Origin of the sequence: Mucilaginibacter lutimaris, from assembly GCF_042676625.1 — a bacterium.
Lineage (GTDB): Bacteria > Bacteroidota > Bacteroidia > Sphingobacteriales > Sphingobacteriaceae > Mucilaginibacter > Mucilaginibacter lutimaris.
The window spans coordinates 567,967-592,735 of the sequence record NZ_JBHTIA010000012.1; the positions used below are offsets into that span (position 1 = coordinate 567,967).

At 43.0% G+C, this 24,769-nt stretch carries 28 protein-coding genes; 21 read left to right on the forward strand and 7 right to left on the reverse strand.

Annotation, left to right across the window (positions count from 1 at the left end; translation table 11 throughout):
* The first annotated feature begins 2 nt into the window (after positions 1-2).
* Both xth and ACFQZI_RS17565 read left to right on the forward strand, forming a co-directional pair.
* A complete protein-coding gene (gene xth, locus ACFQZI_RS17560; RefSeq protein ID WP_377144804.1) occupies positions 3-779 on the forward strand; it encodes an exodeoxyribonuclease III in 777 nt (258 codons plus the stop codon).
* Positions 780-875: 96 nt separating this feature from the next.
* On the forward strand, positions 876-2,222 hold the full coding sequence (locus ACFQZI_RS17565; protein ID WP_377144806.1) for a BamA/TamA family outer membrane protein: 1,347 nt from the start codon (positions 876-878) through the stop codon (positions 2,220-2,222).
* A 36-nt stretch (positions 2,223-2,258) separates the two neighbouring features.
* On the opposite strand, the gene ACFQZI_RS17570 is transcribed toward ACFQZI_RS17565, so the two are convergent.
* Positions 2,259-2,927 (reverse strand): DUF2971 domain-containing protein, encoded by a 669-nt coding sequence (locus ACFQZI_RS17570; RefSeq protein WP_377144808.1) that lies wholly within the window; start codon positions 2,925-2,927, stop codon positions 2,259-2,261.
* Between the two features lie 277 nt (positions 2,928-3,204).
* Positions 3,205-3,789: a TlpA family protein disulfide reductase gene (locus ACFQZI_RS17575; protein WP_377144810.1), complete on the reverse strand. Its 585-nt coding sequence runs from the start codon at positions 3,787-3,789 to the stop codon at positions 3,205-3,207.
* Between the two features lie 62 nt (positions 3,790-3,851).
* Here ACFQZI_RS17575 and ACFQZI_RS17580 point away from each other — a divergent pair, with 62 nt between their 5' ends.
* Positions 3,852-4,937: an acyltransferase family protein gene (locus tag ACFQZI_RS17580; protein WP_377144812.1), complete on the forward strand. Its 1,086-nt coding sequence runs from the start codon at positions 3,852-3,854 to the stop codon at positions 4,935-4,937.
* A 52-nt stretch (positions 4,938-4,989) separates the two neighbouring features.
* The gene (locus ACFQZI_RS17585; RefSeq protein WP_377144814.1) at positions 4,990-5,331 is read left to right on the forward strand and encodes a hypothetical protein; all 342 of its coding nucleotides are present in this window, start codon (positions 4,990-4,992) and stop codon (positions 5,329-5,331) included.
* 63 nt (positions 5,332-5,394) lie between these two features.
* Here ACFQZI_RS17585 and ACFQZI_RS17590 read toward each other — a convergent pair whose 3' ends face one another.
* Together ACFQZI_RS17590 and ACFQZI_RS17595 are read right to left on the reverse strand one after the other, a co-directional pair.
* A complete protein-coding gene (locus tag ACFQZI_RS17590) occupies positions 5,395-6,072 on the reverse strand; it encodes an SDR family NAD(P)-dependent oxidoreductase (protein ID WP_377144816.1) in 678 nt (225 codons plus the stop codon).
* A gap of 15 nt (positions 6,073-6,087) precedes the next feature.
* Positions 6,088-6,555 carry an ester cyclase gene (locus ACFQZI_RS17595; RefSeq protein WP_377144818.1) on the reverse strand — a complete coding sequence of 156 codons (468 nt, stop codon included), beginning with the start codon at positions 6,553-6,555 and terminating at the stop codon, positions 6,088-6,090.
* Between the two features lie 340 nt (positions 6,556-6,895).
* On the opposite strand from ACFQZI_RS17595, the gene ACFQZI_RS17600 reads away from it, so the two are divergent.
* The 8 genes from ACFQZI_RS17600 to ACFQZI_RS17635 all read left to right on the forward strand — a co-directional run bounded on the left by ACFQZI_RS17600 (position 6,896) and on the right by ACFQZI_RS17635 (position 13,112).
* Positions 6,896-7,810: a helix-turn-helix domain-containing protein gene (locus tag ACFQZI_RS17600; protein WP_377144820.1), complete on the forward strand. Its 915-nt coding sequence runs from the start codon at positions 6,896-6,898 to the stop codon at positions 7,808-7,810.
* 94 nt (positions 7,811-7,904) lie between these two features.
* Positions 7,905-8,795, forward strand: a complete 891-nt coding sequence (locus ACFQZI_RS17605) for an NAD(P)H-binding protein (RefSeq protein WP_377144822.1) — start codon at positions 7,905-7,907, stop codon at positions 8,793-8,795.
* A gap of 84 nt (positions 8,796-8,879) precedes the next feature.
* Positions 8,880-10,277, forward strand: coding sequence for a class II fumarate hydratase (fumC, locus tag ACFQZI_RS17610; RefSeq protein WP_377144824.1), 1,398 nt, complete (start codon positions 8,880-8,882; stop codon positions 10,275-10,277).
* A gap of 57 nt (positions 10,278-10,334) precedes the next feature.
* Positions 10,335-10,841 (forward strand): fumarate hydratase, encoded by a 507-nt coding sequence (locus ACFQZI_RS17615; RefSeq protein WP_377144826.1) that lies wholly within the window; start codon positions 10,335-10,337, stop codon positions 10,839-10,841.
* A 5-nt stretch (positions 10,842-10,846) separates the two neighbouring features.
* Positions 10,847-11,647, forward strand: coding sequence for a S1/P1 nuclease (locus ACFQZI_RS17620; protein ID WP_377144828.1), 801 nt, complete (start codon positions 10,847-10,849; stop codon positions 11,645-11,647).
* Between the two features lie 81 nt (positions 11,648-11,728).
* Positions 11,729-12,163, forward strand: coding sequence for a low molecular weight protein-tyrosine-phosphatase (locus ACFQZI_RS17625; protein WP_377144830.1), 435 nt, complete (start codon positions 11,729-11,731; stop codon positions 12,161-12,163).
* A gap of 31 nt (positions 12,164-12,194) precedes the next feature.
* The gene (locus ACFQZI_RS17630; RefSeq protein WP_377144832.1) at positions 12,195-12,584 is read left to right on the forward strand and encodes a hypothetical protein; all 390 of its coding nucleotides are present in this window, start codon (positions 12,195-12,197) and stop codon (positions 12,582-12,584) included.
* Between the two features lie 39 nt (positions 12,585-12,623).
* On the forward strand, positions 12,624-13,112 hold the full coding sequence (locus ACFQZI_RS17635; RefSeq protein ID WP_377144834.1) for a DUF3347 domain-containing protein: 489 nt from the start codon (positions 12,624-12,626) through the stop codon (positions 13,110-13,112).
* Positions 13,113-13,267: 155 nt separating this feature from the next.
* Here ACFQZI_RS17635 and ACFQZI_RS17640 read toward each other — a convergent pair whose 3' ends face one another.
* On the reverse strand, positions 13,268-14,185 hold the full coding sequence (locus ACFQZI_RS17640) for a DUF6607 family protein (protein ID WP_377144835.1): 918 nt from the start codon (positions 14,183-14,185) through the stop codon (positions 13,268-13,270).
* Positions 14,186-14,307: 122 nt separating this feature from the next.
* Here ACFQZI_RS17640 and ACFQZI_RS17645 point away from each other — a divergent pair, with 122 nt between their 5' ends.
* The 3 genes from ACFQZI_RS17645 to ACFQZI_RS17655 are packed head-to-tail and all read left to right on the forward strand — an operon-like array spanning position 14,308 to position 16,076.
* Positions 14,308-14,697 (forward strand): HYC_CC_PP family protein, encoded by a 390-nt coding sequence (locus ACFQZI_RS17645; RefSeq protein WP_377144837.1) that lies wholly within the window; start codon positions 14,308-14,310, stop codon positions 14,695-14,697.
* Between the two features lie 56 nt (positions 14,698-14,753).
* Positions 14,754-15,254, forward strand: coding sequence for a heavy-metal-associated domain-containing protein (locus ACFQZI_RS17650; RefSeq protein WP_377144838.1), 501 nt, complete (start codon positions 14,754-14,756; stop codon positions 15,252-15,254).
* 21 nt (positions 15,255-15,275) lie between these two features.
* Positions 15,276-16,076, forward strand: a complete 801-nt coding sequence (locus ACFQZI_RS17655; RefSeq protein ID WP_377144840.1) for a hypothetical protein — start codon at positions 15,276-15,278, stop codon at positions 16,074-16,076.
* Between the two features lie 39 nt (positions 16,077-16,115).
* Here ACFQZI_RS17655 and ACFQZI_RS17660 read toward each other — a convergent pair whose 3' ends face one another.
* Complete coding sequence (locus ACFQZI_RS17660; protein ID WP_377144842.1) at positions 16,116-19,283, reverse strand: ATP-dependent DNA helicase; 3,168 nt, start codon at positions 19,281-19,283, stop codon at positions 16,116-16,118.
* A 177-nt stretch (positions 19,284-19,460) separates the two neighbouring features.
* Here ACFQZI_RS17660 and ACFQZI_RS17665 point away from each other — a divergent pair, with 177 nt between their 5' ends.
* The 5 genes from ACFQZI_RS17665 (at position 19,461) to ACFQZI_RS17685 (ending at position 22,870) form a co-directional block, all read left to right on the forward strand.
* A complete protein-coding gene (locus tag ACFQZI_RS17665) occupies positions 19,461-19,889 on the forward strand; it encodes a hypothetical protein (RefSeq protein WP_377144843.1) in 429 nt (142 codons plus the stop codon).
* A gap of 92 nt (positions 19,890-19,981) precedes the next feature.
* Complete coding sequence (locus ACFQZI_RS17670) at positions 19,982-20,989, forward strand: phytanoyl-CoA dioxygenase family protein (protein ID WP_377144845.1); 1,008 nt, start codon at positions 19,982-19,984, stop codon at positions 20,987-20,989.
* A gap of 86 nt (positions 20,990-21,075) precedes the next feature.
* Positions 21,076-21,795, forward strand: a complete 720-nt coding sequence (locus ACFQZI_RS17675) for a 3-keto-disaccharide hydrolase (RefSeq protein WP_377144847.1) — start codon at positions 21,076-21,078, stop codon at positions 21,793-21,795.
* Between the two features lie 9 nt (positions 21,796-21,804).
* Positions 21,805-22,383 carry a Crp/Fnr family transcriptional regulator gene (locus tag ACFQZI_RS17680; RefSeq protein ID WP_377144849.1) on the forward strand — a complete coding sequence of 193 codons (579 nt, stop codon included), beginning with the start codon at positions 21,805-21,807 and terminating at the stop codon, positions 22,381-22,383.
* Between the two features lie 79 nt (positions 22,384-22,462).
* On the forward strand, positions 22,463-22,870 hold the full coding sequence (locus ACFQZI_RS17685) for a DUF4267 domain-containing protein (RefSeq protein WP_377144850.1): 408 nt from the start codon (positions 22,463-22,465) through the stop codon (positions 22,868-22,870).
* Positions 22,871-23,013: 143 nt separating this feature from the next.
* Here the strand turns inward: ACFQZI_RS17685 and ACFQZI_RS17690 are convergent, their stop codons facing one another.
* On the reverse strand, positions 23,014-23,331 hold the full coding sequence (locus ACFQZI_RS17690) for a carboxymuconolactone decarboxylase family protein (RefSeq protein ID WP_377144851.1): 318 nt from the start codon (positions 23,329-23,331) through the stop codon (positions 23,014-23,016).
* Positions 23,332-23,926: 595 nt separating this feature from the next.
* Here ACFQZI_RS17690 and ACFQZI_RS17695 point away from each other — a divergent pair.
* Entirely contained in the window at positions 23,927-24,754 is an 828-nt protein-coding gene (locus tag ACFQZI_RS17695) for an XRE family transcriptional regulator (RefSeq protein ID WP_377144853.1), read from the forward strand.
* The last annotated feature ends 15 nt before the right edge of the window (positions 24,755-24,769 follow it).

The window sequence follows — 24,769 nt, forward strand, 5'->3', positions numbered from 1 at the left end:
ATATGAAAATAGCTACTTATAATGTTAACGGAATAAATGGCCGCCTGCCTGTACTGCTGCGCTGGCTGGAAGAAACAAAGCCCGATGTGGCCTGCCTGCAGGAACTAAAAGCGCCGGATGAAAAGTTTCCGTTAAAGGCTATAAACGACATAGGTTACAAAGCCATTTGGCATGGCCAGAAAAGCTGGAATGGCGTAGCCATTTTAGCCCGTAATGCCGAGATAGAGGAAACGCAACGCGGCCTGCCCGGTGACCCGGACGATACACATAGCCGCTACATTGAGGCTATTGTAAATGGTATTACCATAGGCTGCCTATACCTGCCAAACGGTAACCCCGCGCCGGGGCCTAAATTTGATTACAAGCTGCGATGGTTCGAGCGGTTTACCGAGCATGCCGCTGGCCTGCTGGCATCCGGTAAGCCTGTTGTACTAACCGGCGATTATAATGCTATACCAACCGAACTTGATGCCTACAAGGCCGAACGCTGGGTAGAAGATGCCTTGTTTAGGCCCGAAACCCGGGCGGCTTACAAAAACCTTGTTGACCAAGGGTGGACGGATGCGATACGTAAGCTTAACCCCGATAAAGTGATATATACTTTTTGGGATTATTTCAGGAACGCATACGGCCGCGACGCGGGTTTACGGATAGACCATTTTCTGCTTAGCCCCGATGTGGATAAACGGCTATTAACAGCAGGTGTTGACCGCCATGTGCGCGGGTGGGAAAAAACAAGCGACCACGGCCCGGTTTGGGTAGAACTGGCTGATATTTAAACATATTACAGTCATAACTGTTATTAAATTAAAACACTTGTTACAGTTTTAAAGTATTAACAGTTGATTTTTCACTCAACACACAGCGACATTAAATTGAACATAGCACATACATACCACATCAGCAGGAATTTACTCCGGGCAATATTTGTAATATTTGCCGTATTGGGTGCAGCTAACATGGCTCATGGCCAGGTAAAAGTAGCAGCAGATTCTACAAAGGTTACAGTTGCAGCGCCCGATACTAATAAAAACCATAAACCGCAACCGGCAGACCTTTCTAAGCAATATGATGTGGGTAACCTGTTTAGCGATATTTTTCACCCTAAAAAGAAACCCGATTCTGTCGTTAAAAAATCGTCGGGTATAACCATAATCCCAAACATCGCGTCAAACCCCAGTATTGGGTCGCAGATTGGTATCAAGGCTGTTGCAGGCAGGGTGTTGGGTACCGAGCCCGGTACATTTATGTCTGTAGCGGCAACATCGGCATCTATCACCACAAAAAACATTATCTATTTTTATATCAATCACAACGTATTTACACCGGGCAACCGCTGGAATTTTCAGGGTAGTTTGGTCGCCGCTAAAACCGTTACGCCCGATTTTGGCCTCGGTATTGGCAATGGGGCTACAGGTAACGTAAACGATGCCATATTAACTAACCCAAACCGTAAAGGTTACGCCATTCATTCGCAGTTTTACAGTTTCCGCGAAAAGGTTTACAAAGAGATAGAGAAAAACCTGTTTTTAGGCGCCGGTGTATCGTTTGATCTGCGGCGTAAAATAACCGACGTTAGTACCCCAGAGGTGCCTACACCATATTCCATTTACAACGAACGTTACGGCTTCAACAACGATCATTACACATCCAGTGGTTTGTTGTTTAACGTACAATATACCACCCGCGATAACCAGAACCGCGCCTATAAAGGTATTTATGTTGACGCGGGTTTCAGGGTTAACCAATCATGGATGGGCAGTTCGAAAAACGCGTTACAATTTACTGCCGATTTCAGGAAATACATCAGCTTGTCTGAAAGCCACCCCGAGCATGTGATAGCCTTTTGGAATTGGGGCTCGTACCTCATCAGCGGCGCTTTGCCATACCTGGATTTGCCCGGAACTGCTAAAGACGGCTCTTTCCGCAGCGGCCGTGGTTATACCACAGGTTACTTTAAAGGCACACAGTATGATTATTCTGAAATGGAATATCGATTCCCCATCACCAACAATAAATTCTTAAGCGGCGTAGCATTTGTAAATGTGCAAACCGCTAATGATGAGCTGGGCACCAAGCTATTTGAAAGGTGGCAGGCCGGATACGGTGCCGGTTTGCGTGTATTGTTTAACAAAGCCACCCGTACCAACCTTTGTTTAGATTATGCATGGGGAAATTATGGCGCGCGCGGTTTCTTCTTAGGCCTGAACGAAGCGTTCTAATTACTTAGCCAGCAGCTGCTGCAAATAAGTTGATACTTAACGATAGGAAGCTGTAGAGCGTTTTATTTTTACTTTGCCAATACCAATAGTTTCAAGAAATACGGAAATAGCAGTCGGCAACATTTGATTTTTCGGCCCTATAACAACTTCTTTTATGGGGTTGACTTTTCCTTCATTTGAAAAATCAATATCTATAAAAGGCAATATTCCATATCCACGAGTTCTAAATTGAATAGTTTCTGGACTCTTTTTCTTTCCAAAAGCATGACCGCCGATATCTTTTAATTTCATGAAATCATTTGATTGTTCAAAATTCAATAAGTGAACAAGCCTGATTTCTTTCTCCTCATTAAATGCAGGATTTATAAACGCGGCTAAATCGAAAGCGATATTATGGCACGTTCTAAAAAAATCATTCCCAAATTTTTCTGATTCTTTCGACTCTACATGATGAAAAGCTCTAATTAAAGCTGTAAGTTCTTGAATTTGAAGTTTTTCGTCATACAATACCTCTAGAGGCCTTACAGCCATTTTTGTCATGTCAGACGCTTTAAAACCTATGACATACCCCTTACCGTCATCTGCGTAAGCTCTCCATTGACTTAAAACATCCTCTTCTTGAGAAAAGCTTGATGAAACAATTAGGCCGTTAAGACCTGAGGCATGTATAATTTGGTCTATACTATCAATAAATTCAAAGCCCAATTCCTTTATTAGGCTTCCTGCGACCTTTTCCCAAATGGATTATCCCCAATGCATTTCAAAATAATCATTCATTGAGAATACATCACTCAATCGTATCTTTTTATTAGTGCAGATGGATAAGAAGGCATTTGCATCACAATAATGATATATATTATCATTTCGTTTTGGTTTAAATGTTCGAGAAATAATCATAGAGTTTAAATCGAAATATTAATTTAAATCTATTGATTAATTTAACAATAGTTATATCTCTACAATCGAAATTAAAACATACTAATTACTTAGCCAGCTGCTGCAAATAATCAGAAACTTTAGTCCCGCCATAATCTGCACTGCCTTCGTGGCGGAAAACCATTTTGCCCTGTTTATCAAATATGACGGTTGTAGGAAGTGTGCCCTTGAATAAACTTTCAGGAAAGTTGCCTGTAACCCGGTAAAGCGGCATGGTGTAATTATGCTTAAGCATAAACAGCGCCGACTTGTTGAAATCGCCATCGGCATCTACCATAATAAAAACGATGTTTTTGTTGTCCTTGAGCTTTCCGTAAAGCTCATTAATTGAAGGCATTTCGGCTACGCATGGCGGGCACCAGGTAGCCCAAAAGTTAATGAACACTACTTTACCCCTTTGCCCCTGCAAATTCAGCATATGGCCATCAGCTCCCTCAAATATAACTGGCGGAAGCATCACAGGCGTATCAATGGTTTGGGCAATATCCGGCTGAAAGAAGCCAACCTTCATTAGCCCGCGAATAAACAAGCCCTTTACAGATGGCACAAAAAGCACAAGCAGGAATAAAGCTATTAACAGGCCATTCACTAAGTTAGACCGGGTAAGTATTTTTGATGCCTGTAAATTCATTCTGCAAAATTAGCTTATTTTGTGTACACTCGCATTTAGCTGCTTATTGGCTTTTGAAATACATGGAGACAACTACGCCCGAAATATTAAAAACCAAACAACATTTCGAAATATTAGACGGCTTACGCGGGGTGGCGGCGCTATCAGTTGTGTGTTTCCATTTTATGGAGATGGTTTATCCGCCCGAAAAAAACTTTATCGCCCACGGCTTCCTCGCGGTCGATTTCTTTTTCTGCCTGTCGGGTTTTGTTATTGGCTATGCTTATGACGACCGTATTAGCAAAATGGGTGTTATCGAATTTTTTAAATCTCGCATCATCCGCCTGCATCCGCTGGTGGTATTAGGGTCGGTGCTGGGCTTGCTGGCCTTCTTGTTCGATCCGTTTGTTGTATTCCCTAACGGTTATAGCGCAGGCAAAATAGCCCTGATATTTTTAAGTTCTGTATTGCTTATCCCATACCCGGTAATGCAGGAGCGGGCGTTTAATCTGTTTAGTTTTAACGCCCCGGCATGGTCGCTATTTTGGGAATATGTGGCCAATATTTTTTACGCGTTCGTACTTTGGCGGGTAAAGCCAAAACTCTTGCTCGTACTTACTTTGCTTGCGGCTTTTGGTATTTGCTTCATCGCCTACAGATCCGGCAATGTTATAGGCGGATGGAGCGGCGGCACATTTTGGGATGGCAGCGCACGCATCAGTTATTCGTTTTTAGCAGGCCTGTTGGTTTATCGTAGTCAATGGATCATCAAAAATAAACTGGGCTTTACAGGGTTGAGCATTTTGTTGATGCTTGTATTTGTTATGCCCTTTAACAAATGGGTTTGGCTTACCGAACCTTTAGTAGTGTTATTCTATTTCCCGCTGTTGGTTGCGCTTGGTGCCGGTGCCGTATTAAAGCCGGGGCTAAGAAAGTTCTACCAGTTTGCCGGCAATATTTCATACCCGCTTTATATGACGCATTACGCCGTAATATGGGCTTACGGCAACTATTATACCGCAAACAAACCTGCCACTGCTCAGCTTACGCTTATTATTATTGTGGGGATGATAGTGATGGTAGCGTTTGCTTACCTGATAATGGTTTTTTATGATATGCCGCTGCGTAAGTACCTTACCAGCAAAAGAAAGCAGGGCCTGCCAAAATAACAATGCGCTAAACTTGGTAAATTACCGTTAAGTAATTCATACCTTGCAATTAATGACAGAATACCTAACGGAACTACAAGAATGGGTTATTGAACTTGGCGACAAGCACGACGTTGACCCTTTATTATTGGGCTGCCTTTACCTGGTTAGCAAGGTATCGCTTTTTACCAGCCTTGGTTTTTTGGTCAGAAACCTCCGCGCCAAAAAGCCTATTACCTTACTGATATTACTGGCCGGTATTTTCTTCAGCGTGCCATACACCTATATCATAATTGCCGGGCGCGATATCCCGGTTTGGGTTTATATGCTTATTGCCTGCATATTTATGTATGGCGGGTACACCATCTGGAAAAAAGTTACCGAAAAGCCGGAAGCATTGGATATTGTTGAATAGTAAAAACTACATATACATTAAAGCCTCTCAATTCATTTGAGAGGCTTTCTGCTTTATCAACTTTTAGTATTCCTCAATACTATGGGTGTCCGCATTCCAGAATTTCCCTGTTTGTGTATTTGTGCTTATGCCCCGGTAAAGCGCATCGGCAGATTGTTCGGTAGTAAAAGGCGCGCTATTGCCACCCAGTTTTGTTTTAACCCAACCCGGGTGCATTGGTGTAACGCGGATGCCGCTTGTTTTCAGTCGCTCGGCAAGCATGGCGGCATACATATTTATGGCCGCTTTAGATAACCTGTAGCCCGGGCCGTTAGCTGCCGCGTTGCGGGGTAGCGCCATATTACTGCTTATGAAAATTACCTGAGCGTTGCTATTTAAGTGCTCAATTAACGCCTCGGTAAAAAACACGGTGCCTGTTAAGTTTGTGGCAATGGTTTGGGTAAAGCTAACCGGCTCCGGCTTCACCGCGAATACATCGGGCGCGATACCCGCGTTGTTTATTAAAAGGTCAATGTCTGATGATGCAAGCTTTATGATGTTATTAGCCGCTGTTTTTAAACTATCATCATCTGTAATATCCAACGATACCAACTGTAATTGTTCATGCTTAAGGCCGTTGATGCTTCCCGTGCGGGTTGTGCCTATAACCCTGTAGCCCTCGGTTAATAATTTTTTGGTAAGCGCCAGGCCAATGCCGCTGCTTATGCCGGTTATAACGGCTGTTTTATGTGTAATGCTCATTTTTATTAATTAAAGTTATTTTTTGTTAAGGCCTTTTGGGGGCCAGGCATCGCTTTGCATGAGCAGGCCAAACCAATCTTCGAGGTGCCAGGTGTGGGTTAGTTTGCCATTCTTTAGGTAGTGAAACTCGTGCAGGGCAATGCTTACCTTTTTATTAGTCGCGGGTATGCCCAGTATTTCGTTGTTATGGGTAAATACGATGGATGCCCTAACCCCGGCGCGTTCGTGCGTACCAAAGATCTCGTGGATAACGATCTCTACATCGGGCAGTACAGATGTAAAGTAAGTAATAATGTCTTTTAATCCCTGCGGGCCATCAACCTGCCCCGGCCCCAGTGGAATATCTTTCCAGTCGGGCGTACAAACCATGTCGAGCAGATCGGGCTGTTTGGCTTTCCATGCGCCGTAAAATATCTCGATGGCCTTACGTTCTTGTGATGTAAGGCCCTTTACCATGCCTGGTGTTTCTGATTGTGTTGTCATCTTGTTTCATTTAAATTATTGAAACAAAGGTCGGGCAAGCGGCAGGGCTATCTGTGGTGAGGATTTAAGTATTAATGGTGAGGATTTAAGTTTTTTAGGATAATAATTGATATATGTGGTGTCAGGACCTTGTCAGTGGTTTTAGCCTGTAATTATTGATAATGAGCAATTTGTGAAAACAGTGGCTGGTTGTGCAAACGTGAACGTGAACACTGGGGTTCTTTTTTTGAAGGTCGAATACTGCTTCGATACTTAGGGGATTTAGTTACACTAAAAATAGATTAGGCTACATATTGGATCAACATATTTCCGACCTTTAATCAACTAATTCAAGACTATTATGAAAAGCGTGCATCCTTACCATATAAAAACCATTACCGCCTACCATAAACTAATGGACCTGCCTAAACCCGAGCATCCGTTGGTAAGCGTTATAAATTTTGAGGATATTAAAAAATTGGCCGATGAAGAGCCTAAAGCTTTGGTACACGATTTTTATTCTATAGCGTTGAAACGGAATTTTAACGGCAAAATAAAATACGGCCAGCAACAGTATGATTTTGATGAAGGCCTCATGATCTTTATTTCGCCGGGGCAGGTTTTCTCTATAGAAGCGGAGGGAGATCTGAAGCATACTGGGTGGCTTCTGTTGATACATCCGGATTTTATTTGGAATACCCCGCTTGCAAAAACCATAAAGCAATACGATTATTTTAGTTATGCGGTAAACGAGGCACTGCACCTTTCAGATAAGGAGGAAGCGATGCTTGCCGGCATTATGCAAAACATTCATCATGAATATCTTTCTACCATAGATAAGTTTAGTCAGAATGTGATCATAGCTCAAATAGAGCTTTTACTTATTTATGCCGATAGGTTTTACCAACGGCAGTTTATTACGCGCAAAATATCCAACCACCAGCTACTTACCAAACTGGAGGAACTATTAACCGGGCATTTTAGCGGCGATGATCTGTCAGTTAATGGATTGCCAACAGTGCAGCATATTGCAAAGGCGTTGAATGTATCGCCTAATTATTTAAGCGGGGTTTTAAAAGTGCTAACAGGGCAAAGCACGCAGCAACACATACACAATAAATTGATTGAAAAGGCGAAGGAAAGGTTATCGACTACCAGCCTCTCGGTAAGCGAAATTGCCTACCAACTTGGCTTCGAGCATTCGCAATCTTTTAGTAAGTTGTTTAAAAGTAAAACCAATATCTCACCTTTAGCATTTCGCCAATCATTTAATTAAAGCATCATAAGAAAAGGCTACAACAAAGATAGATTAGGATACATTGCACCCTAAATGCTTGCTCACCTTTGCATGGTAAACAAAACCCAATACCATGAAAATTATAATAACAGGTTCGTTAGGTAACATCGGCAAACCGCTAACACAAGAGTTAATTAGACAAGGCCACGAAGTAACTGTAATTAGCAGCAAGGCCAATAAGCAAAAAGATATTGAAGCTTTAGGCGCAAATGCTGCTATTGGCTCGCTCGAAGATGCCGGCTTTTTGACTGCTGCTTTTGCAGGTGCCGACGCTTTGTTCGCGATGGTGCCGCCCAACTATGCCGAAGAAAACCAGGTTGAGTATTATAGCAGACTTGCCAATAATTATGTTAACGCAGTTAAGCAGACAGGTATTAAGCGGGTAGTGCATTTGAGCAGCTACGGTGCCGATCTGGACAAAGGTACGGGATACATCTTAGGGGCCCATTATGCCGAAAATATCTTAAACAAATTACAGGGTGTTTCCATTACGCACCTGCGACCGGGTTACTTTTATTATAACCTGCTCAATTTTATTGACATGATAAAACACACTGGTATGATAGGCGCAAACTATGGTGGTAACGATAAACTGGTTATGGTTGCACCTGCAGATATTGCCGACGTAGCTGCCGAAGAATTGGTAGCTACCGGTAACATCCGAAGTATACGCTATATAGCCAGCGATGATATGACCGCAAATGAAGTAGCACAAACATTGGGCGCAGCAATAGATAAACCTCAAATAAACAGCTGGCTAACATTTACAGATGAGCAAACCGAAAACTCATTATTACAAGCCGGGATGCCGCCCCACGCTGTAAAAAACATTGTGGAACTTGGCGCCAGCATACACAGCGGGGCGCTCCGGGTAGATTATGACAAACATATCCCGATAACTTTGGGTAAAGTGAAACTTGCCGATTTTGCAAAGGAGTTTGCCCTGATTTATAAAAAGGGTTAGGTATGTACCAAACAAAAGCCTTAAACTGTTAGCTTAAACTCACATAAAACCCTAAATTTGCCGCTGAAAAAACATACTATCCATATGAGTTTCAGAACCGAACATGATACCATGGGCGCGGTACAGGTACCGGCCGACAAATATTGGGGTGCACAAACCGAGCGCTCACGTAATAATTTCAAAATTGGCCCCGAGGCAAGTATGCCAAAGGAAATTATAGAAGCTTTTGCTTATCTGAAAAAGGCAGCGGCTTACACCAATACGGATCTTGGTGTACTGCCTGCCGAAAAGCGCGACCTGATAGCACAAGTGTGTGATGAAATACTGGAAGGTAAGCTGGCGGACGAGTTTCCGTTGGTGATCTGGCAAACGGGCTCAGGTACACAATCTAACATGAATGTGAACGAGGTGGTTGCAAACCGCGCGCACGTTTTGCAGGGTAATACTTTAGGCGAGGGTAAAACTTTTATACACCCGAATGATGATGTGAACAAATCGCAGTCATCTAACGATACTTACCCAACTGCAATGCACATCGCGGCGTACAAGATCCTGATAGATGTAACCATCCCGGGTATTGAAAAACTGCGCGATACTTTGCAGGCAAAATCTGAAGCTTTTAAAAGCGTGGTAAAAATTGGCCGGACCCATTTAATGGATGCAACGCCGCTTACCCTGGGCCAGGAGTTTTCGGGCTACGTATCGCAATTAAACCACGGCTTAAAGGCGTTGCGTAATACTTTAGATCACCTGAGCGAGCTTGCCCTTGGTGGTACTGCTGTAGGCACAGGCATCAATACCCCAAAGGGTTATGATGTTAAGGTAGCCGAGTACATCGCTAAGTTTACCAACTTGCCATTTATTACTGCCGAAAATAAATTTGAAGCCCTTGCCGCTCATGACGCTATTGTAGAAAGCCACGGCGCTTTAAAGCAAATTGCGGTATCGTTAATGAAGATCGCTAACGACATCAGGATGCTGGCATCGGGCCCGCGCTCGGGTATTGGTGAGATCCATATACCGGATAATGAGCCGGGTTCATCTATTATGCCGGGTAAAGTTAACCCAACTCAAAACGAAGCGGTTACCATGGTTGCCGCACAGGTTATGGGTAATGATGTTGCCATCTCTATCGGTGGTTCAAACGGACATTACGAACTGAATGTATTTAAACCGGTTATGGCAGCCAACTTCCTGCAATCGGCAAGGTTAATTGGCGACGCCTGCGTGTCGTTTAATGATCATTGCGCCGTTGGTATCGAACCAAACTATGATGGCATTAAAAAGCACCTCGAGAACTCACTAATGCTGGTAACCGCGCTTAATCCGCACATCGGTTACGAGAACGCAGCCAAAATTGCCAAAACAGCATTAAAAGAAAACAAATCTCTCCGAGAAGCAGCGGTTGGTCTGGGTTACCTAACCAACGAGCAATTCGATGAGTGGGTGCGCCCTGAAGATATGATAGGAAGCTTAAAGTAGAAAGACCACATACTGAACCCCTCTCCGCAAGAGAGGGGCTTTTTATTTATCCATCGCATGAAAAGATCTTTCTTAATTGCTTTTACCTTTCTGCTTTGTGCTTTAAGCTATTTATCCTGCAAGTTTAACCCCGATATGCAAACGCCGGGTGAGAGCTACCTGCAGGGCGAGTGGCAGCAGGATAGTGTAACAATGCAGCAACAATTGGTAAGTTATTCTTTATATAATCTTAAGTTTAACTGCGATTCGTTTTTTGTGAGCATCAAAACTATCAGCAAAGCAAACGCCGGTGCCGATAGTTGCACCAAAGGCGGCCAATGGACAGAATATGCCAAAGGTGTTTACGATCAGCGTAACGATACGTTGCATGTAAGGGGCCTGTTCTGCAATGCCGATTATACCTATAAAGACCCAACCGGCTGCTTTCGTTCGGGGATTTATGAAGAAAGGTTCAAGATAGTCAAGAAGACCGATTCAGTTGTTCAGTTTAATCCCACATCAAGCGTAATCGCCATTAATACCCGTTTAGTAAAAAGAAACACCTGCACACCAAAACCATTGTAAAAAATATGAAGATCAGTGTTTTTAAAAAGATCATTTTAGGCATAGCCATTATTTACCTGCCGGCAAAAAGCATGGCATGGGGCACCAACGGCCATCGCATTAGCGGGCAAATTGCAGATAGCTACCTAAACGCTAAAGCTCGCGCCGCTGTTAAAGCCATTTTAGGAAACGAATCGATTGCCATGACCAGCAACTGGGCCGACTTCATTAAATCGGACCCGCAATATAAATACCTTTCGGAATGGCATTATATCGATTTTGATAAAGAGTACAGCTACCCCGAAATGCAGGCGTTTTTAAAACAGGATACTGCGACGGATGCCTACACCAAAATGAATTTTTTAATTGGTGAGCTAAGGAGGAAAAATCTGCCCAAAGCCAACAAACTGCTTGCCCTGCGTATGCTGATACACATTGTAGAGGACGTTCACCAGCCAATGCATACTGCCCATACTGCCGATAAAGGTGGCAATGATATTAAACTGACCTGGTTTAATAACCAAACCAACCTGCACTCCATTTGGGATAGCCAGCTGATAGACTTTCAGCAGTTGAGTTATACCGAATATGTAAGCTGGATAAACCACCCAACTGCTGCTCAAATTAAAAACTGGCAAAAAGCGCCGGTAAGCCAGTGGTTGTTTGAGTCGAGCCAGATAGCTACCAAAATTTACGCCGGCGTAAAAGACGGTGATAAGGTAAACGTATACAAATACAACTTTGATTACATAGGCACACTTAACAACCAATTGGTTAAAGGTGGCGTGAGGTTAGCCGGCTTGTTGAACCAGATATTTGGAGCGTAGTTTGAAGGTTAAAAAGTTGTAATGTTGAAAGGTTAGGAACATTACAACTTTTCAACCTTTTAACATTACAACAATTTTAAAATGAAAATCTTAATGGTTTGCCTGGGTAATATATGCCGTTCGCCATTGGCGGAGGGTATAATGCAGCATTTGGCAAATGAAGCCGGGCTCGACTGGCAGATTGACTCGGCAGGTACGGGCGACTGGCATATTGGCCGCGCTCCCGATAGGCGGTCAATAAAAGCGGCCGCCGATCAGGGTATCGACATCAGCAAACAGGTTTGCAGGCTATTTCGTGAGAGCGATTTTGATGACTTCGACCTGATATTGGTGATGGACAAGAGCAACCTCGCTAATGTGCTCGCTCTTGCGCGTAATATTGAAGATAGGGGTAAGGTAAAACTGCTTTTAGGCGATAGTATAGTCCCCGACCCATATTATAATGATACCCAGTTCGCGCCGGTTTTTAAACTTATAGAGGCAGGATGTAAAAAGATCATCAAAGTCTATTCATAATACTTATTCTTTTTAAACCTATCTTATCTATATGAACACTAAATTAGTTATGATCTTAAGTGCTTTGTTTTTGGCTATAGCAGGTACAAGCCTCATGTTTTTCCCGCAAGAAATGAGCGCTTATATAGGCATAGGCTCCAACAAATATTTCGCGCTTGGTATTCAAATTATGGGCGGGCTTTACTTCGGCTTCGCGATGATCAACTGGATGGCCAAAGGGGCTATAATAGGAGGCATATATAACAGGCCAATCGCTATTGGGAATTTCGCACACTTCTTTATTGGGGCAATAGCACTGGTTAAAGCTATATTGGCTGATGCTAATATGCCTTTTGCTATTTGGATATTAGCTGCAATGTATTCGTTATTTGCTATAGTATTTGGTATCTTATTTAACCGCCATCCGGGCGTGCAGGAGTAAATGCTTATATTAAATTTCATAAATTAGCGTTTGTATAGAATGAAAAAGATCTTTTTATGTCTCATCCTTGTTCTGTCTGTTGTGATGACAAAAGCACAAAGCACGGCTATTGATAAAGTGACCGCGGCGTACATTGATGTTAAAAATGCGTTGGTAGCAAATAATGCCACGCTGGCAAAAAGCCGCTCGGCAGAGTTGGTCGCTGCGCTTTCTACACCGGTAAAAGGCTTACAGCCCGCCCAGCAAAAACTATGGGCTACCTATATTAATAAATTAAAGTCCGATAGCCGCCATATTAGCCAAACCACGATGATAGACCAACAGCGCCAATACTTCGAGAGTCTGTCAAAAAATATGTACAGCCTTTTATCAGGTTTAAAATTGAATGGTACTACCGTTTATCAGCAATATTGCCCTATGAAGAAAGCGGCTTGGTTAAGCGAATCTGAGGATATCCGCAACCCTTATTACGGCGATGATATGTTAGAGTGCGGTAAAATTACTGCTACCTTGAAAGGGGTGAAGTAATCTCTTATTTGTCATGCTGAACATCGTGAACCATCTAATCGCCGATATGCATGTTGTACAATATATCCTTCGCTATCGCCCAGGATGACAAATCATTTAAAAAAAGAAGGCCCCGCATTTGCAGGGCCTTCTTTGTTCACAGGTAGATGAAAATATTAAGACGCGTTAACGTAGGCGTTAATAACCTTTATGGTCTCTTGTTTATTCTTGTCAGAAGTCCATTTTTCTTTTTCAGACTTTTCTGCCAAAGCAAACAGCTGCTCGTAAAGTAACTTGCCATCCTTTTTGCCGGTTAATTTAATAGTGGCATTTTTAGCGAAAACGGCGTCCCATGCGGCACGCGCATCTGTCCAGTAACTTTGCTGGCCGGCCCACCATTTTTTGGCGTAAGCAAATTTAGCTTCGTCAGCCTTGGTAAATTCTTCGTAGCCTTTTTCCTGGGCAATGGTTTTGTCGCCGTTTGCGTCGCGCACTACTTTATTATTGTCCTGCTCGTACATCCAGCCATTAGCAGTTAAATATATACGGTTTCCACGGTTAAGCACATTGTAGTCGCTGCGTTTGGTAAACTCGCGTCGCGGCAGCGGCGAATCCGTTTTACTTTGCCACTCATGCCTGCCATCTACATGTACCCAGGTACCAATGCTTTCGTAACGAGGGCTGTCATCAACCTGGTAAACTTTTTGTACCCAACGCCCTTTTATATCGGCAGGTTTCAGAGTGACTTTTTTCCAGGTGTTATCTTTTTCGTAAGTTAAAATGGTTGGTTGTTCATAAACCCAGTCCTCGCGCCAGTGTTTAATAACGGTGCTGTCCCCAACAACCAAAAGGTGCTGTATAGCAATCTTTTTGGGAGAATCTTCTACTATTGTTGCCCATTCGTAACCCCATGAATGATAGCGTGGGTAAAATTTGTAAGCAGTATCAGGAGCAAAGGTCTCCGCATAATTAAAAGTTACTTTGTAATAGCCTGCTAAAGCTTTAATTGCTGCCCTGTCCTGTTCAAATTTTGATTGTGCAGATACACTTGCTGCATATATGCAAAGTGATAAAAGGAATATAAGTTTTTTCATTGTTTTTATTTAGATTAATTCTAAACAAAGAAAAGCATTATATTTTATTTTACAAATGCTGTGTAATAAATTTTTGATATACAAGTTTGTAATCAGTGAGTTAATAGTGTATTTTTGTTTTGATGATGAAAAAAGCGGGCATATTGTTTTTGGTGTTGATGTATGTAGTTACGTCAACCGGCTTTGCCCTTAACTTACATTATTGCGGCAACCATGTTGCCGATATTAAAATAAATGCCCCGGCCAAGAGCTGCGTTAAGCCAATGGCCAAAAGCAAGATGAAATGCTGTAAGGATACCAAACTTGACGTAAAAGTTAAGGATAGCCACGAAAATCAGCCAAATTCTTTTTTACCTAAAAAAACACCTGTTGATGTGCCTAAGTCGGCATTCGCCGATTTTATATTACCGGTACACCAATTATTACTTGATGTTTTGTTTGACAGAGGCCCTCCGGATGCGCCCAGGCAAAATGTCCCTCAGTTTATTAAAAATAGAACCTTGAAAATTTGATTTTGAATCTTCCCATTAAGATTTAACATATCTATTCAAATTCAATTTTTAAAAACATGAAAACCCTTAAAGTATATATCCTATTATTTATAGCAACTGTAACTGTTGCCAAAGCACAATTTACTAAAGCCGAGCTACAGGTTAGCGGCCTTACCTGTTCACTATGTGCCCGCACTACCGAAAAATCATTAAAAGCTCTTCCGTTCGTTAGTGAGATAAAGCCCGACCTGATGCGTAACATCTACGTAATTACCTTTAAAAGTGATGTGCCGGTAGATTTTTCACAGATCAGCAAAAAGGTTAAGGATTCCGGCTTTTCGGTAAGTTACCTGAAAACTACATTCAACTTTGATAACGCCAAAATCGCGGATAACGCCTTCACCTATGGCGATAACACTTATAAGCTGCTTAATGCCGATAAAGTTTTAACCGGCCCTGTTACCGTTACCATTGTAGATAAAGGCTTTGCCCCATCATCGGTTACCAAAAAGCATTTGGGTAAAAACGCCGAAGAAGCAACAACCGCTACCGGCCGTACCTACCATTTAACCATTTAAGCACCTTTATAAACAAATTTTATGAAGGTTATTTTATTGGCTATTTGCCTTGAGGCATTGGCATGCTTTGCGCACGCGCAGGAGTTATATGTAAATACAGAGCCGGCAAGCAACATGGCCGCCCATTCTTTAGGTATAAGGTTAGAGAACCAGGGGTTTACGCAGGCATCGGTGTTTAAAAACCGTACAACTTTAGAAGCCATGTATGGCGCTACAGGCAAAATTATGGTACACGCATCCGCGTATGTGTCTAACTTTTACCAAAACAACCAGCGGTTTGAGGGGGGTAGTTTTTATACCAAGTATCGCTTTCTTTCGGTTGATGCAGTGCAAACGCATTTTCGCGGGGCTGTATTTGGAAAAGCAGCCTTTAGCCGTAACCCCTATACGATGCAGGAAATTGCTTTAGAAGGCGATAACTCCGGTGTGCAGGGCGGTTTGGTTTTTACTCAACTGCTGCATAAACTGGCCATATCCGGCTCGGCAAGTTACCTGCGTGGGTTAAACAGCGATAATAGATTTGGCGCTATTACCGGCGCCAAAGAGGCTTTGGCCTACACGCTATCTGCAGGTTATTTGGTTTTACCTAAACAATACAAAAGTTACAACCAGGTAAACCTTAACCTGTATGTAGAGCTGCTTGGCAAAAACAACCCGGGGTATAACCAAAACTACCTGGATGTTGCGCCTGCCGCGCAGTTGATATTTAACAGCGTGTGCCGCCTCGATTTCTCATACCGAACCCCATTGTATAACAATATGCATCGCAACAGCGCCAATATGTACCTGCTGCGGTTCGAGTATAATTTCTTTAATTTATAACGGAGAGAGGCGCTAAATAAGCGCCTCTCTCATTTTTTGCTATTCATCCTCACCTTCGGCAACCTCAAGTAAACCTTCGGGTTGTTTAAAATTGCTTTTAACAAAGTGGCACCAGTCGCATTCTTTTTTGCCACAGCCTTTGTTAAAATCGTGGGCCATTATCTTTTGGTAAACGGTGGTTATCTGCCCGGTAACTTCTTCAATATCCTGCGGCGTAATAACAACTTTGGCCTTAAAGTATTCTCCTTCTTTTTCGGGTTCTACAAAATCAAAAATGGTGTTAATTACTTCCCAATCGTTGGTGCGGTCGTTATCTACCAGGATCTTGTAAAATACCGCCTGGCGCCAGTAATCGCCGCCGTACGGTTCTTCGTTGGTCGGGCGTTCCAGTTTGGCTTTAGCATTACGCACGCGGCCTGTTTTATAATCTACTACGGTTACCTGTTTGCCATCAAACTCAATTTTATCCAAATTGCCTTTTATCGGCACGCCGGCCACTTCGATGTTTTTGATGCTTCGTTCCGTCTGGGCCACTTTATTCCAGGTCGGCACGTTTTGCTCATAGTATGGCGGCAATATTTTTTCGCCGTAATCAACCCGGCGTTTAAAATCTTCCTTGGTGAACGAATCGCGGTTGCGGTACATATACCAGCGAAACTCCTTTAAAAACTCCTCGGTAGATAAAAACTCATCGTTATTCTCTTTTAAGCGGCGATAGGTTTTGTTAAGCGCCCAATGCACCGCCTGCCCAAATGTAGCCGACGGGCTTTTGCCCGATGGTACCCTGATCAAACACTGGAAATAGAACCTCAACGGGCAATCCAGGTAATTGCTCAGATGGGTTACCGACAGGGTGTAGTTTTGCAGCAGCTGGTTAATATAATTCCTGTCCAGCAGTTCAACCACGGGTTTATCAGCCTCGTTAAACTGCGTAGCGAAGAATTCGATCATGTCGTCGCTGCTAACTTTTGGGTGGTGTACCTGCAAATGCGTTTCGGCCAGTATCTCACCAATAAATTGCGAGGGCTCCTGGTCCTTACCGTTCTTATCCTTGCCAGCGTAAGAAATATTAAGGCATTGTTTAGAACGGGTGAGCGCTACATAAAATAACCTGCGGGCTTCTTCTTTCTGCGCGATGTCGTCAGACGCTGCCCTTGTAAGCGTATCCGGGTAGCTAAACCCGCTGTTGCGGCCTTTGCTATCCCATGTTTTTTTATCGCAGCCTATAAAAAACACATGCTCAAATTCCAGGCCTTTTGAGCCGTGGGCGGTAAGGAAGTTGATGCCGTTGTCTGAAAAGATAACCTTGTTCAGTTCCAGCCTGATGTTGTTTTTGCGCATCAGGTCGATAGTGACGATCAAATCGGCTAATTTTATTTCGGGGTTTTTGCGGCTCTCGTCTTTTAAAAAGTCGAAGAAACTGGTAAGTATTTGCATATGCACGCCTTTGTCGGGCTGTTGCATAATGTACTTCAGGATCCCCATCTTGGCTATCACATTCTGGAAAAATTGCTGCAGCGTAACGCTTACGGCATCGGTAAGCAGGGCATCAATATCATTTACCAAAAACTTCATTTCCTGCGTTGGCTGCTTGCTAAAAAGGTCTGTTTGCGCTGCTAACTTTATTTCGCTGATGTAGCGGCGCAGCGAGGTTTTAGGCAGATTATTACTTGCCGTACCAAAATTCTCTTTAGATACCGCTATGCTGGCCTTAGCTATCTCGATAGGAGGAATGGTAAAAAAGTCGTAATGTAAGATCTCGAAAAGCAATTCATCACCACTATAAGGCGAATCCAGCTCCATGCTCAGGTAGCGTAATATGTTGATGATCTTTTCGCCAAAGGGGATGGTTAATACGTCGATTTTGCGTTTGGTGTTAACCGCAATATGCTGTGTATCTAAGTAGTGAAGCAGTTCCTCCACCTGGCTATGGTTACGGTATATTACCGCTATTTCACCGGGAGGAGTGCCCTTATCAACCAGTCGCTTTATTTGTAAGGCGACATCCACAAGTTCCTGGCTTGGGTTTTCATATTCTTTAATAACAGGTTCAACTATTTCCTCTGTAAAGCGCGGATGCGATGCTTTTAGGTTTTTATCGAGCTTTAGCTGCGCGGTTAAACGCTCGTTATTGTTGTTAATGAGCGCGCGCGATATATCCAGGATGTGCTGATTGGAGCGGTAGTTATGTTTTAATACAACGGTTTTCAGGGTGTTTACATAGTCGCCGGCAAAATCCAGGATGTTCTTCATGTTTGCCCCCTGGAATTTGAAGATGGATTGGTCATCATCGCCAACAACAAATACGTTGGGCGTTTCCCAGTAATTCAGTAAAAACTTTAACAGCTCGTTTTGCGAACCGCTGGTATCCTGAAATTCGTCCACTAAAATATATTGGTAACGTTCCTGATAACGGCGCAATATCTCGTCATTCTCGCGAAATGCTTTCAGCACCCAAATGATCATGTCGTCATAATCGTACCAATTGCTATCGCGCATTTTGCGCGAATAATTTTTGTATTCGCCCACGGCAGCCAGCAGTTTGCTCATAGCTTCCTGCACCTTATCTATATCTTTTTGTTTGGGGTCGCCTATTTTGATGCCCGCCTTGGTATTCGCCCTTTTATATACAAATTCATCGCGGTTAGGCAGGTCGTCCAGGTATTCCTGCACGGCTTGTTTAACAAGGTCTTCCGTCCAGTTCTCGGTCTTCATGGTCGAGAAGAGTTTTTTTAACCTCGGGGCATCATAGTAAACATCCCCCGTAAAGCGTTTGAGCAGGTGATCGTTCGGGAATTCATCCACCAGTTCGCGGAACAGCATCGCCGATTCCAGGTCAGATAAGGCTTCCAGGTTAAGCTTGCCAAAATACTCCAGGTTTTCCTGGATGATCTCGTTACAAAACGCATGGAAAGTGTAGATGTTAATGCGGTAGGCGTCCGGGCCAATAAACTCGAACAAACGTTTGCGCATGGCAACAGCGCCCGCATCGGTGTAGGTAAGACAAAGGATCTCGCTTGGCAGAGCATCGGTATCGGTTAAAATTTTGCCTATACGCGCCGCCAGTATCTGCGTTTTGCCCGTACCCGGCCCGGCCACAACCAGCACAGGGCCATCCATTTGGTTAACAGCGGCCAATTGCTCGGGGTTTAACCCGGCAAGCGCTTCCTGAAATTTTAAGTTATATTTATTGAGTGGAGATTGCATAATTGTTAATGTAAAGATAAACATTGTAGGCGAGGGATAGCATGGATATGTAAAGATTGGCGTGGGTAATTATCGCCTATCGAAATGCTATTGCTGTGGTTTAAGCCCCGGAAAAATGTGATGTAAATGGCTGTATAATAATATAATTTATATATTTAGCTACTTTACCACATTGTTATGCGTATACTAAAGATCTTCATTATCGCATTTGCTATACTAACGGTAGCATCATGCAGCTCAAAAACACAACCCCAGCCATCATTGGCAGGCACCTGGAAAATTACCAGTGCCGTAGGTAACGACGGCCGCCAGTGGACGGGCACTTTTACCCTTATCGAAGATGACTATGGCGTAAATTCATACAAGGGTGTTTTTTATTGGGAATCGGTAGATGGAAAATCTTCGGGTACCGATAATGTTACCGGCTCTTACGAATCTGTTATTAAAGTGCTTACGTTGGAATCGCAAGCTATAACCGGAAATATTGAAAAGGTAACTTATAACATGAATATAGCTGGCAACGGCACAAGGATGACGGGCACCTGGACAGGGTCGAGCGATGGCACGGTAGAAAATCCCGGCAAATTAACAGCCTCTAAACAATAGAATGTACAATATAGCCCCGGATCGAAACACCGGGGCTTTTTACTGAGCCTAATTCTGCTTATAACAAACCATTAAATCTATCAAAAAGGATAATGAATGCTGAAATAGTTTTGCCTTCGGCACACGAAACAGGTAAGCTAAACATTAAGCAATTAAAACGTTTCTGGCAGGCTGTTATGCTAAACCGTGCTAATGCAGGTGACGTTGTATTGCAGCGGGAGTGGCAATTAAATAAAATATTATTAGGCGCGCTGGGTTTGGGGCTCGAGCAAACCATCACCCATTTATACCAGGCAAATCTTTCTTTTGAAGCGTTTGAAGAGTGGATAATTGAAACTGCGGGCACACCAGACGATGACACTATTGAACGTTTTAACAGGATATTTGATGGTGAAGTGGTAACAGGGCGATCTGCCGAAGTACTATCTGCCGCTGATCTGGCTTTTTTCGAAGAAAATGGTTATGTAATAATTAACAACGCGGTGCCTGAAGAGGACTGCCTGGAAACAATTGCTGTTATTTGCGATTTTTTAGGCATTAAATCCAATCAAGCAGATACCTGGTATTTGCCAAACCCCGCCCGGCAGGGTATTATGGTGCAGCTTTTTCAGCACCCTATCTTAACCAAAAACCGTAACTCGGCACGTATACGCGGGGCTTTTGAACAATTGTGGGGGACGAAAAACATTTGGATGAATAACGACAGGGTTGGCTTTAACCCGCCCGAGAACGAAAGCTGGCAATTCCCGGGGCCCGATCTGCATTGGGATTGCAGCCTTGAACTGCCCATACCTTTTGGCCTGCAGGGTATTTTATACCTAAATGATGTAGCAGCAGACCAGGGTGCCTTTACTTTGGTGCCGGGGTTTCAGCACCGCATAGCAGATTGGCTTAATTCGCTGCCACCCGGCGCCGACCCGCGGCAGCAGGACCTGCATGCATTGGGCAGTAAACCCATTACAGGCAAGGCCGGCGATTTTATAATTTGGCAGCAGGCGCTGCAACATGGCAGCAGCGCCAATACAACCACCACGCCACGCTTTGTACAGTACATTAACTACCTGCCTGTAGATTATATGGAACAAAGCAACTGGAGATAACAGACCGCTGCAAAAAGAAATTACTGGTGCGTTTAGTATATATCAATCATTTTTCTTTCATTTATAAACCAATAACCAATTCTAATATGTCGATCATTAAAAAGCTTTTGGCCGGATGTGTGTTATCCGTTCTGATCAGCGCATGTGGTGTTAGCACCCCTGCCGATAACCAATTAACGGATAAAGAAAAAGCCGATAACTGGAAGCTTTTGTTTGACGGAACAACAACCAATGGCTGGCACTTATACAATGTTAACACTATTGGCAATATTTGGCTGGTAAAAGACGGGGTATTGTTTTGTAACCCTAACCTCGACCTTGACCATGGGGACCTTGCAACTGATGACACTTACAGCAACTACGATTTTGTTTTTGATTGGAAGATACCCGAAGATGGTAATAGTGGTGTGTTTATTAATGTATTGGAACGCAAGGATATTGCCACGGCATGGGCATCAGGGCCCGAGTACCAGTTGCTTGGTAATAAGCACCCGGATGCATCTGTACCCATTAAGATCTCGGGTTGCCTTTTTAACCTAAACCCGCAACTACATCCGGCCAGGAACAAACCGAACGGCGAGTGGAACCATTCAGAGATTATCCAGAAGGATGGTAAGATCAAATTTTTCCTGAATGGTGTACTTACTGTGGAGCAAGACCTTATCGGTGCCGGGTGGGCAAACAAGGTAAAGGAAAGTAAATTTAAAAACTACCCCGAGTTTGGCCGCTATACCAGCGGGCGCATTGTGTTACAGGATTGGACAAAGGGTGTTTCCTTTAAAAATTTAAAGATCCGCGAGTTGTAAGCAACACCGATGAGTAGACTGATAGCCGCTATAAAAAGTTTGATTAGGATAAGTGCGGATGAAGAGCAGCTAATTGCCGGCTTGTTTAAGCCGTTACAAATACAATCGGGCCAATATTTCCTGGAAGAAGGGCAGCTGTGCCGTTATGTGGGTTTTATTGAAGAGGGGCTGATGCGTTATCATATGAACGATAACGGCAATCAAAAAACCTTATACTTTAATAAAGAAGGGGAGTTTGTTTCCAACTACCAGAGCTTTCTTCCGCGCGTGACTTCAAATACCAGCATACAGGCTATTGAGGATACCACTTTACAGGTAATAAACTATGCGGATCTGCAACGCATGTATACAGCAGTTAGCGAGGGCGAAAAGTTAGGCCGCCTTGCTATAGAAAACGTTTTTATAAACAGCCTCGAACAGTTGAAATCGTTTTACAGGGATTCGCCGTCCGATCGTTATCAGCATTTTTTGCGTTCATACCCCGATCTGGCGCAAAGGATCCCTCAATATTATATTGCCTCGTACGTAGGTATTAAACCACAATCGCTGTCCCGCATCAGGAAACGGCTGGTAACGCAAAATAAGTAGCACTTATGTATTAGTTAACCCGGGTGAACGAAGTTGAGCGCATCGTTTGGGAGATTTGTGTTATTAAATATTAAAAATCATGGAAACACAGATCAAACAACAAATTTGGGGGATGCGCTCGGTATCGTACTGGCTTACGCTTCTCCTGGCGCTGGGCATCATCTTTATAGGTGTACGGTTTATATTGCAACCACAGGTAGGCGCTATTGGATACGGCATATCTTTTACCAACATGCACGATGAAGCTTACGGAAAAGTAAAGGGTATCCGTGATATGGTATCGGGTATTGTTTTGCTGCCGTTGCTTTATCTAAAAATGCGAAGGGCAACTGCCTGGGTTATTACTACTGCTACCCTAACACCACTGGTAGATTTTTTAATTATCCTTTCGGCCAATGGTGCCGGGGACATGCAACACCTTTCCATTCACGGCGGCACTGCTTTGGTGATGATGGTTAATAGTATATTGTTATTTAAAAAGGGTTAATAGTAATAGCTGTAACAGTTCTTTGACAAACAAAAGCCTCAAATCTTTCAACTTGAGGCTTTTTATCTGAGGTATCGGTAGCATGACTCGAATACCCTTACCAAAGATTTCAAAATGTTTGATAACTCTTTATAGCGGTGTAGTTATTCTGTTTCAAACGCCTTAAGCGCAGTAGGCAAACAAGATGCGACTCCACGTATACCGCGTACAGTTAGTGTCAATAAAATTGCATCAACAACTTCGGCCTTTTTGGCGCCCGCCGCCTTGGCCATAGCGGAGTGCCAGCCTACGGCAACCTGATCGCCCTCGGCGGCCTTTAAGGCAATATATAAGAGTTGTTTGGTTTTGGTATCCAGGCCTTTAGAGGCAACAATTGACTGGATCAGGGCATCAAAGGCATTGGCTACTTCAGGCGCTTCCTGCGCGAACAGCAACATCGGATTATCAGGACTCTTTTGCATATGAATATTGTTATGCAAGCAAGGTAGGTAAGTAAAAGTATGCAGGAAATGAGATGCGTCACCCAAAACCTTGATGCTTGCCCTGTATTCATGTTGTTATGTGAATGCGACCTGCCGCGATGTTGAACGGTTAATAAGGTTATGGTGCAGATCAGGATAGAAAGTAACAAAAAAACAAAGGCCCTTAGAAGTTAATCTAAAGGCCTCTTTTCAGGTAGCCCCGACGGGACTAATCTCGAACCATCTTATAACCGACTTAAAGTGGTTGGCTAATCTGTTTGCAGCATAAATACAGTATAATTTAATACGCTTTTAGGGACGGCTTGATTTATCTGTCCCTAAAAATATTTCGAACTCTGTTGTCAATGTGAAAAAACAGAGGCTCTTAAGTGATCAAGTTTTTGTATATGGACATTAAGAAATACAGCAACTGCCCATTGTAGATTTTATAAGTAATGAAGTCTACCAATCTGGAGACATCCGTTGTGATGACCATTGGTGCTTACTTGCGAATGTTACAGTACTTTGCAATGTTATTCAATTTGATTATGTTTGTTTTAGAAACAGCGCATTGTTTCTAAAACAAACGATCGTCTTGAAACATCAACAATTGTTTTTTGCTTCAAATGTGAGGAAGCTGCGAAAAAGAAAAAATTTAAGTCAGGAAGAGTTATCTAATAGATTGTCTATGACGCGTTCCAAACTTGCCTTACTTGAATCTGGGAAGACGCTTAATCCTCCCTTAGAAGATCTTTTGAGTTTCTCAGACGTTTTCGGAATTGGGGTAGACACACTATTAAAAGTGAATCTTCAAAAGTTGGCTGAATCGGAGATTAAAGAATTGGAAGCCGGTAACGATATTTACACAACTGGGACCAATATAAGAGTATTAGCCACAACCGTTGATAAAGATAATGTCGATAATGTAGAATTTGTTCCAGAAAAGGCAAAGGCAGGGTATAGGAATGGGTATGGTGACCCCGAATGGATAGCCGAACTACCACGCTATTCTATTCCCGGCTTATCGAAACATAGCAAATATCGGATATTTCCGATTTCCGGTGATTCAATGTTGCCGTATCCCGATGGTTGCCAGATTATTGGCGAATACTTGGAAGATTGGACAAAAATTAAGGACGATACGTTGTGTATCTTAATACTTAAAAATGGGGAAGCTGACATTGTTTTTAAACAAATAGAAAACCGGATTAAAAAAGAAAAAAAGATATTGGCTAAATCTTTGAACATATTATTTCAACCCTATGAAATACCAGTAGAAGACGTTATTGAAATTTGGGTTTACAAAGCTCATATTGCTTGTACAATGATTTCACATCATAATGAAATACCTTCTGCACATATTTTACAGGTGATGTTAGAAATGAAATTGGAGATTTCGAAACTTAGCGCAGCTCTTAAATAATTGAGGACACAGGGT

Excerpts from the sequence above, each read along its gene's own strand:
- ACFQZI_RS17605 (WP_377144822.1), top strand. The coding sequence starts at position 7,905 with ATGAAAATTATAATAACAGGTTCGTTAGGTAACATCGGCAAACCGCTA.
- xth (WP_377144804.1), top strand. The coding sequence starts at position 3 with ATGAAAATAGCTACTTATAATGTTAACGGAATAAATGGCCGCCTGCCT.
- ACFQZI_RS17625 (WP_377144830.1), top strand. The coding sequence starts at position 11,729 with ATGAAAATCTTAATGGTTTGCCTGGGTAATATATGCCGTTCGCCATTG.
- ACFQZI_RS17585 (WP_377144814.1), top strand. The coding sequence starts at position 4,990 with ATGACAGAATACCTAACGGAACTACAAGAATGGGTTATTGAACTTGGC.
- ACFQZI_RS17590 (WP_377144816.1), bottom strand. The coding sequence starts at position 6,072 with ATGAGCATTACACATAAAACAGCCGTTATAACCGGCATAAGCAGCGGC.
- ACFQZI_RS17645 (WP_377144837.1), top strand. The coding sequence starts at position 14,308 with ATGATGAAAAAAGCGGGCATATTGTTTTTGGTGTTGATGTATGTAGTT.
- ACFQZI_RS17620 (WP_377144828.1), top strand. The coding sequence starts at position 10,847 with ATGAAGATCAGTGTTTTTAAAAAGATCATTTTAGGCATAGCCATTATT.
- ACFQZI_RS17600 (WP_377144820.1), top strand. The coding sequence starts at position 6,896 with ATGAAAAGCGTGCATCCTTACCATATAAAAACCATTACCGCCTACCAT.
- ACFQZI_RS17690 (WP_377144851.1), bottom strand. The coding sequence starts at position 23,331 with ATGCAAAAGAGTCCTGATAATCCGATGTTGCTGTTCGCGCAGGAAGCG.
- ACFQZI_RS17670 (WP_377144845.1), top strand. The coding sequence starts at position 19,982 with ATGAATGCTGAAATAGTTTTGCCTTCGGCACACGAAACAGGTAAGCTA.
- ACFQZI_RS17580 (WP_377144812.1), top strand. The coding sequence starts at position 3,852 with ATGGAGACAACTACGCCCGAAATATTAAAAACCAAACAACATTTCGAA.
- ACFQZI_RS17640 (WP_377144835.1), bottom strand. The coding sequence starts at position 14,185 with ATGAAAAAACTTATATTCCTTTTATCACTTTGCATATATGCAGCAAGT.
- ACFQZI_RS17675 (WP_377144847.1), top strand. The coding sequence starts at position 21,076 with ATGTCGATCATTAAAAAGCTTTTGGCCGGATGTGTGTTATCCGTTCTG.
- ACFQZI_RS17615 (WP_377144826.1), top strand. The coding sequence starts at position 10,335 with ATGAAAAGATCTTTCTTAATTGCTTTTACCTTTCTGCTTTGTGCTTTA.
- ACFQZI_RS17685 (WP_377144850.1), top strand. The coding sequence starts at position 22,463 with ATGGAAACACAGATCAAACAACAAATTTGGGGGATGCGCTCGGTATCG.
- fumC (WP_377144824.1), top strand. The coding sequence starts at position 8,880 with ATGAGTTTCAGAACCGAACATGATACCATGGGCGCGGTACAGGTACCG.
- ACFQZI_RS17650 (WP_377144838.1), top strand. The coding sequence starts at position 14,754 with ATGAAAACCCTTAAAGTATATATCCTATTATTTATAGCAACTGTAACT.
- ACFQZI_RS17635 (WP_377144834.1), top strand. The coding sequence starts at position 12,624 with ATGAAAAAGATCTTTTTATGTCTCATCCTTGTTCTGTCTGTTGTGATG.
- ACFQZI_RS17665 (WP_377144843.1), top strand. The coding sequence starts at position 19,461 with ATGCGTATACTAAAGATCTTCATTATCGCATTTGCTATACTAACGGTA.
- ACFQZI_RS17660 (WP_377144842.1), bottom strand. The coding sequence starts at position 19,283 with ATGCAATCTCCACTCAATAAATATAACTTAAAATTTCAGGAAGCGCTT.
- ACFQZI_RS17630 (WP_377144832.1), top strand. The coding sequence starts at position 12,195 with ATGAACACTAAATTAGTTATGATCTTAAGTGCTTTGTTTTTGGCTATA.
- ACFQZI_RS17595 (WP_377144818.1), bottom strand. The coding sequence starts at position 6,555 with ATGACAACACAATCAGAAACACCAGGCATGGTAAAGGGCCTTACATCA.
- ACFQZI_RS17655 (WP_377144840.1), top strand. The coding sequence starts at position 15,276 with ATGAAGGTTATTTTATTGGCTATTTGCCTTGAGGCATTGGCATGCTTT.
- ACFQZI_RS17575 (WP_377144810.1), bottom strand. The coding sequence starts at position 3,789 with ATGAATTTACAGGCATCAAAAATACTTACCCGGTCTAACTTAGTGAAT.
- ACFQZI_RS17680 (WP_377144849.1), top strand. The coding sequence starts at position 21,805 with ATGAGTAGACTGATAGCCGCTATAAAAAGTTTGATTAGGATAAGTGCG.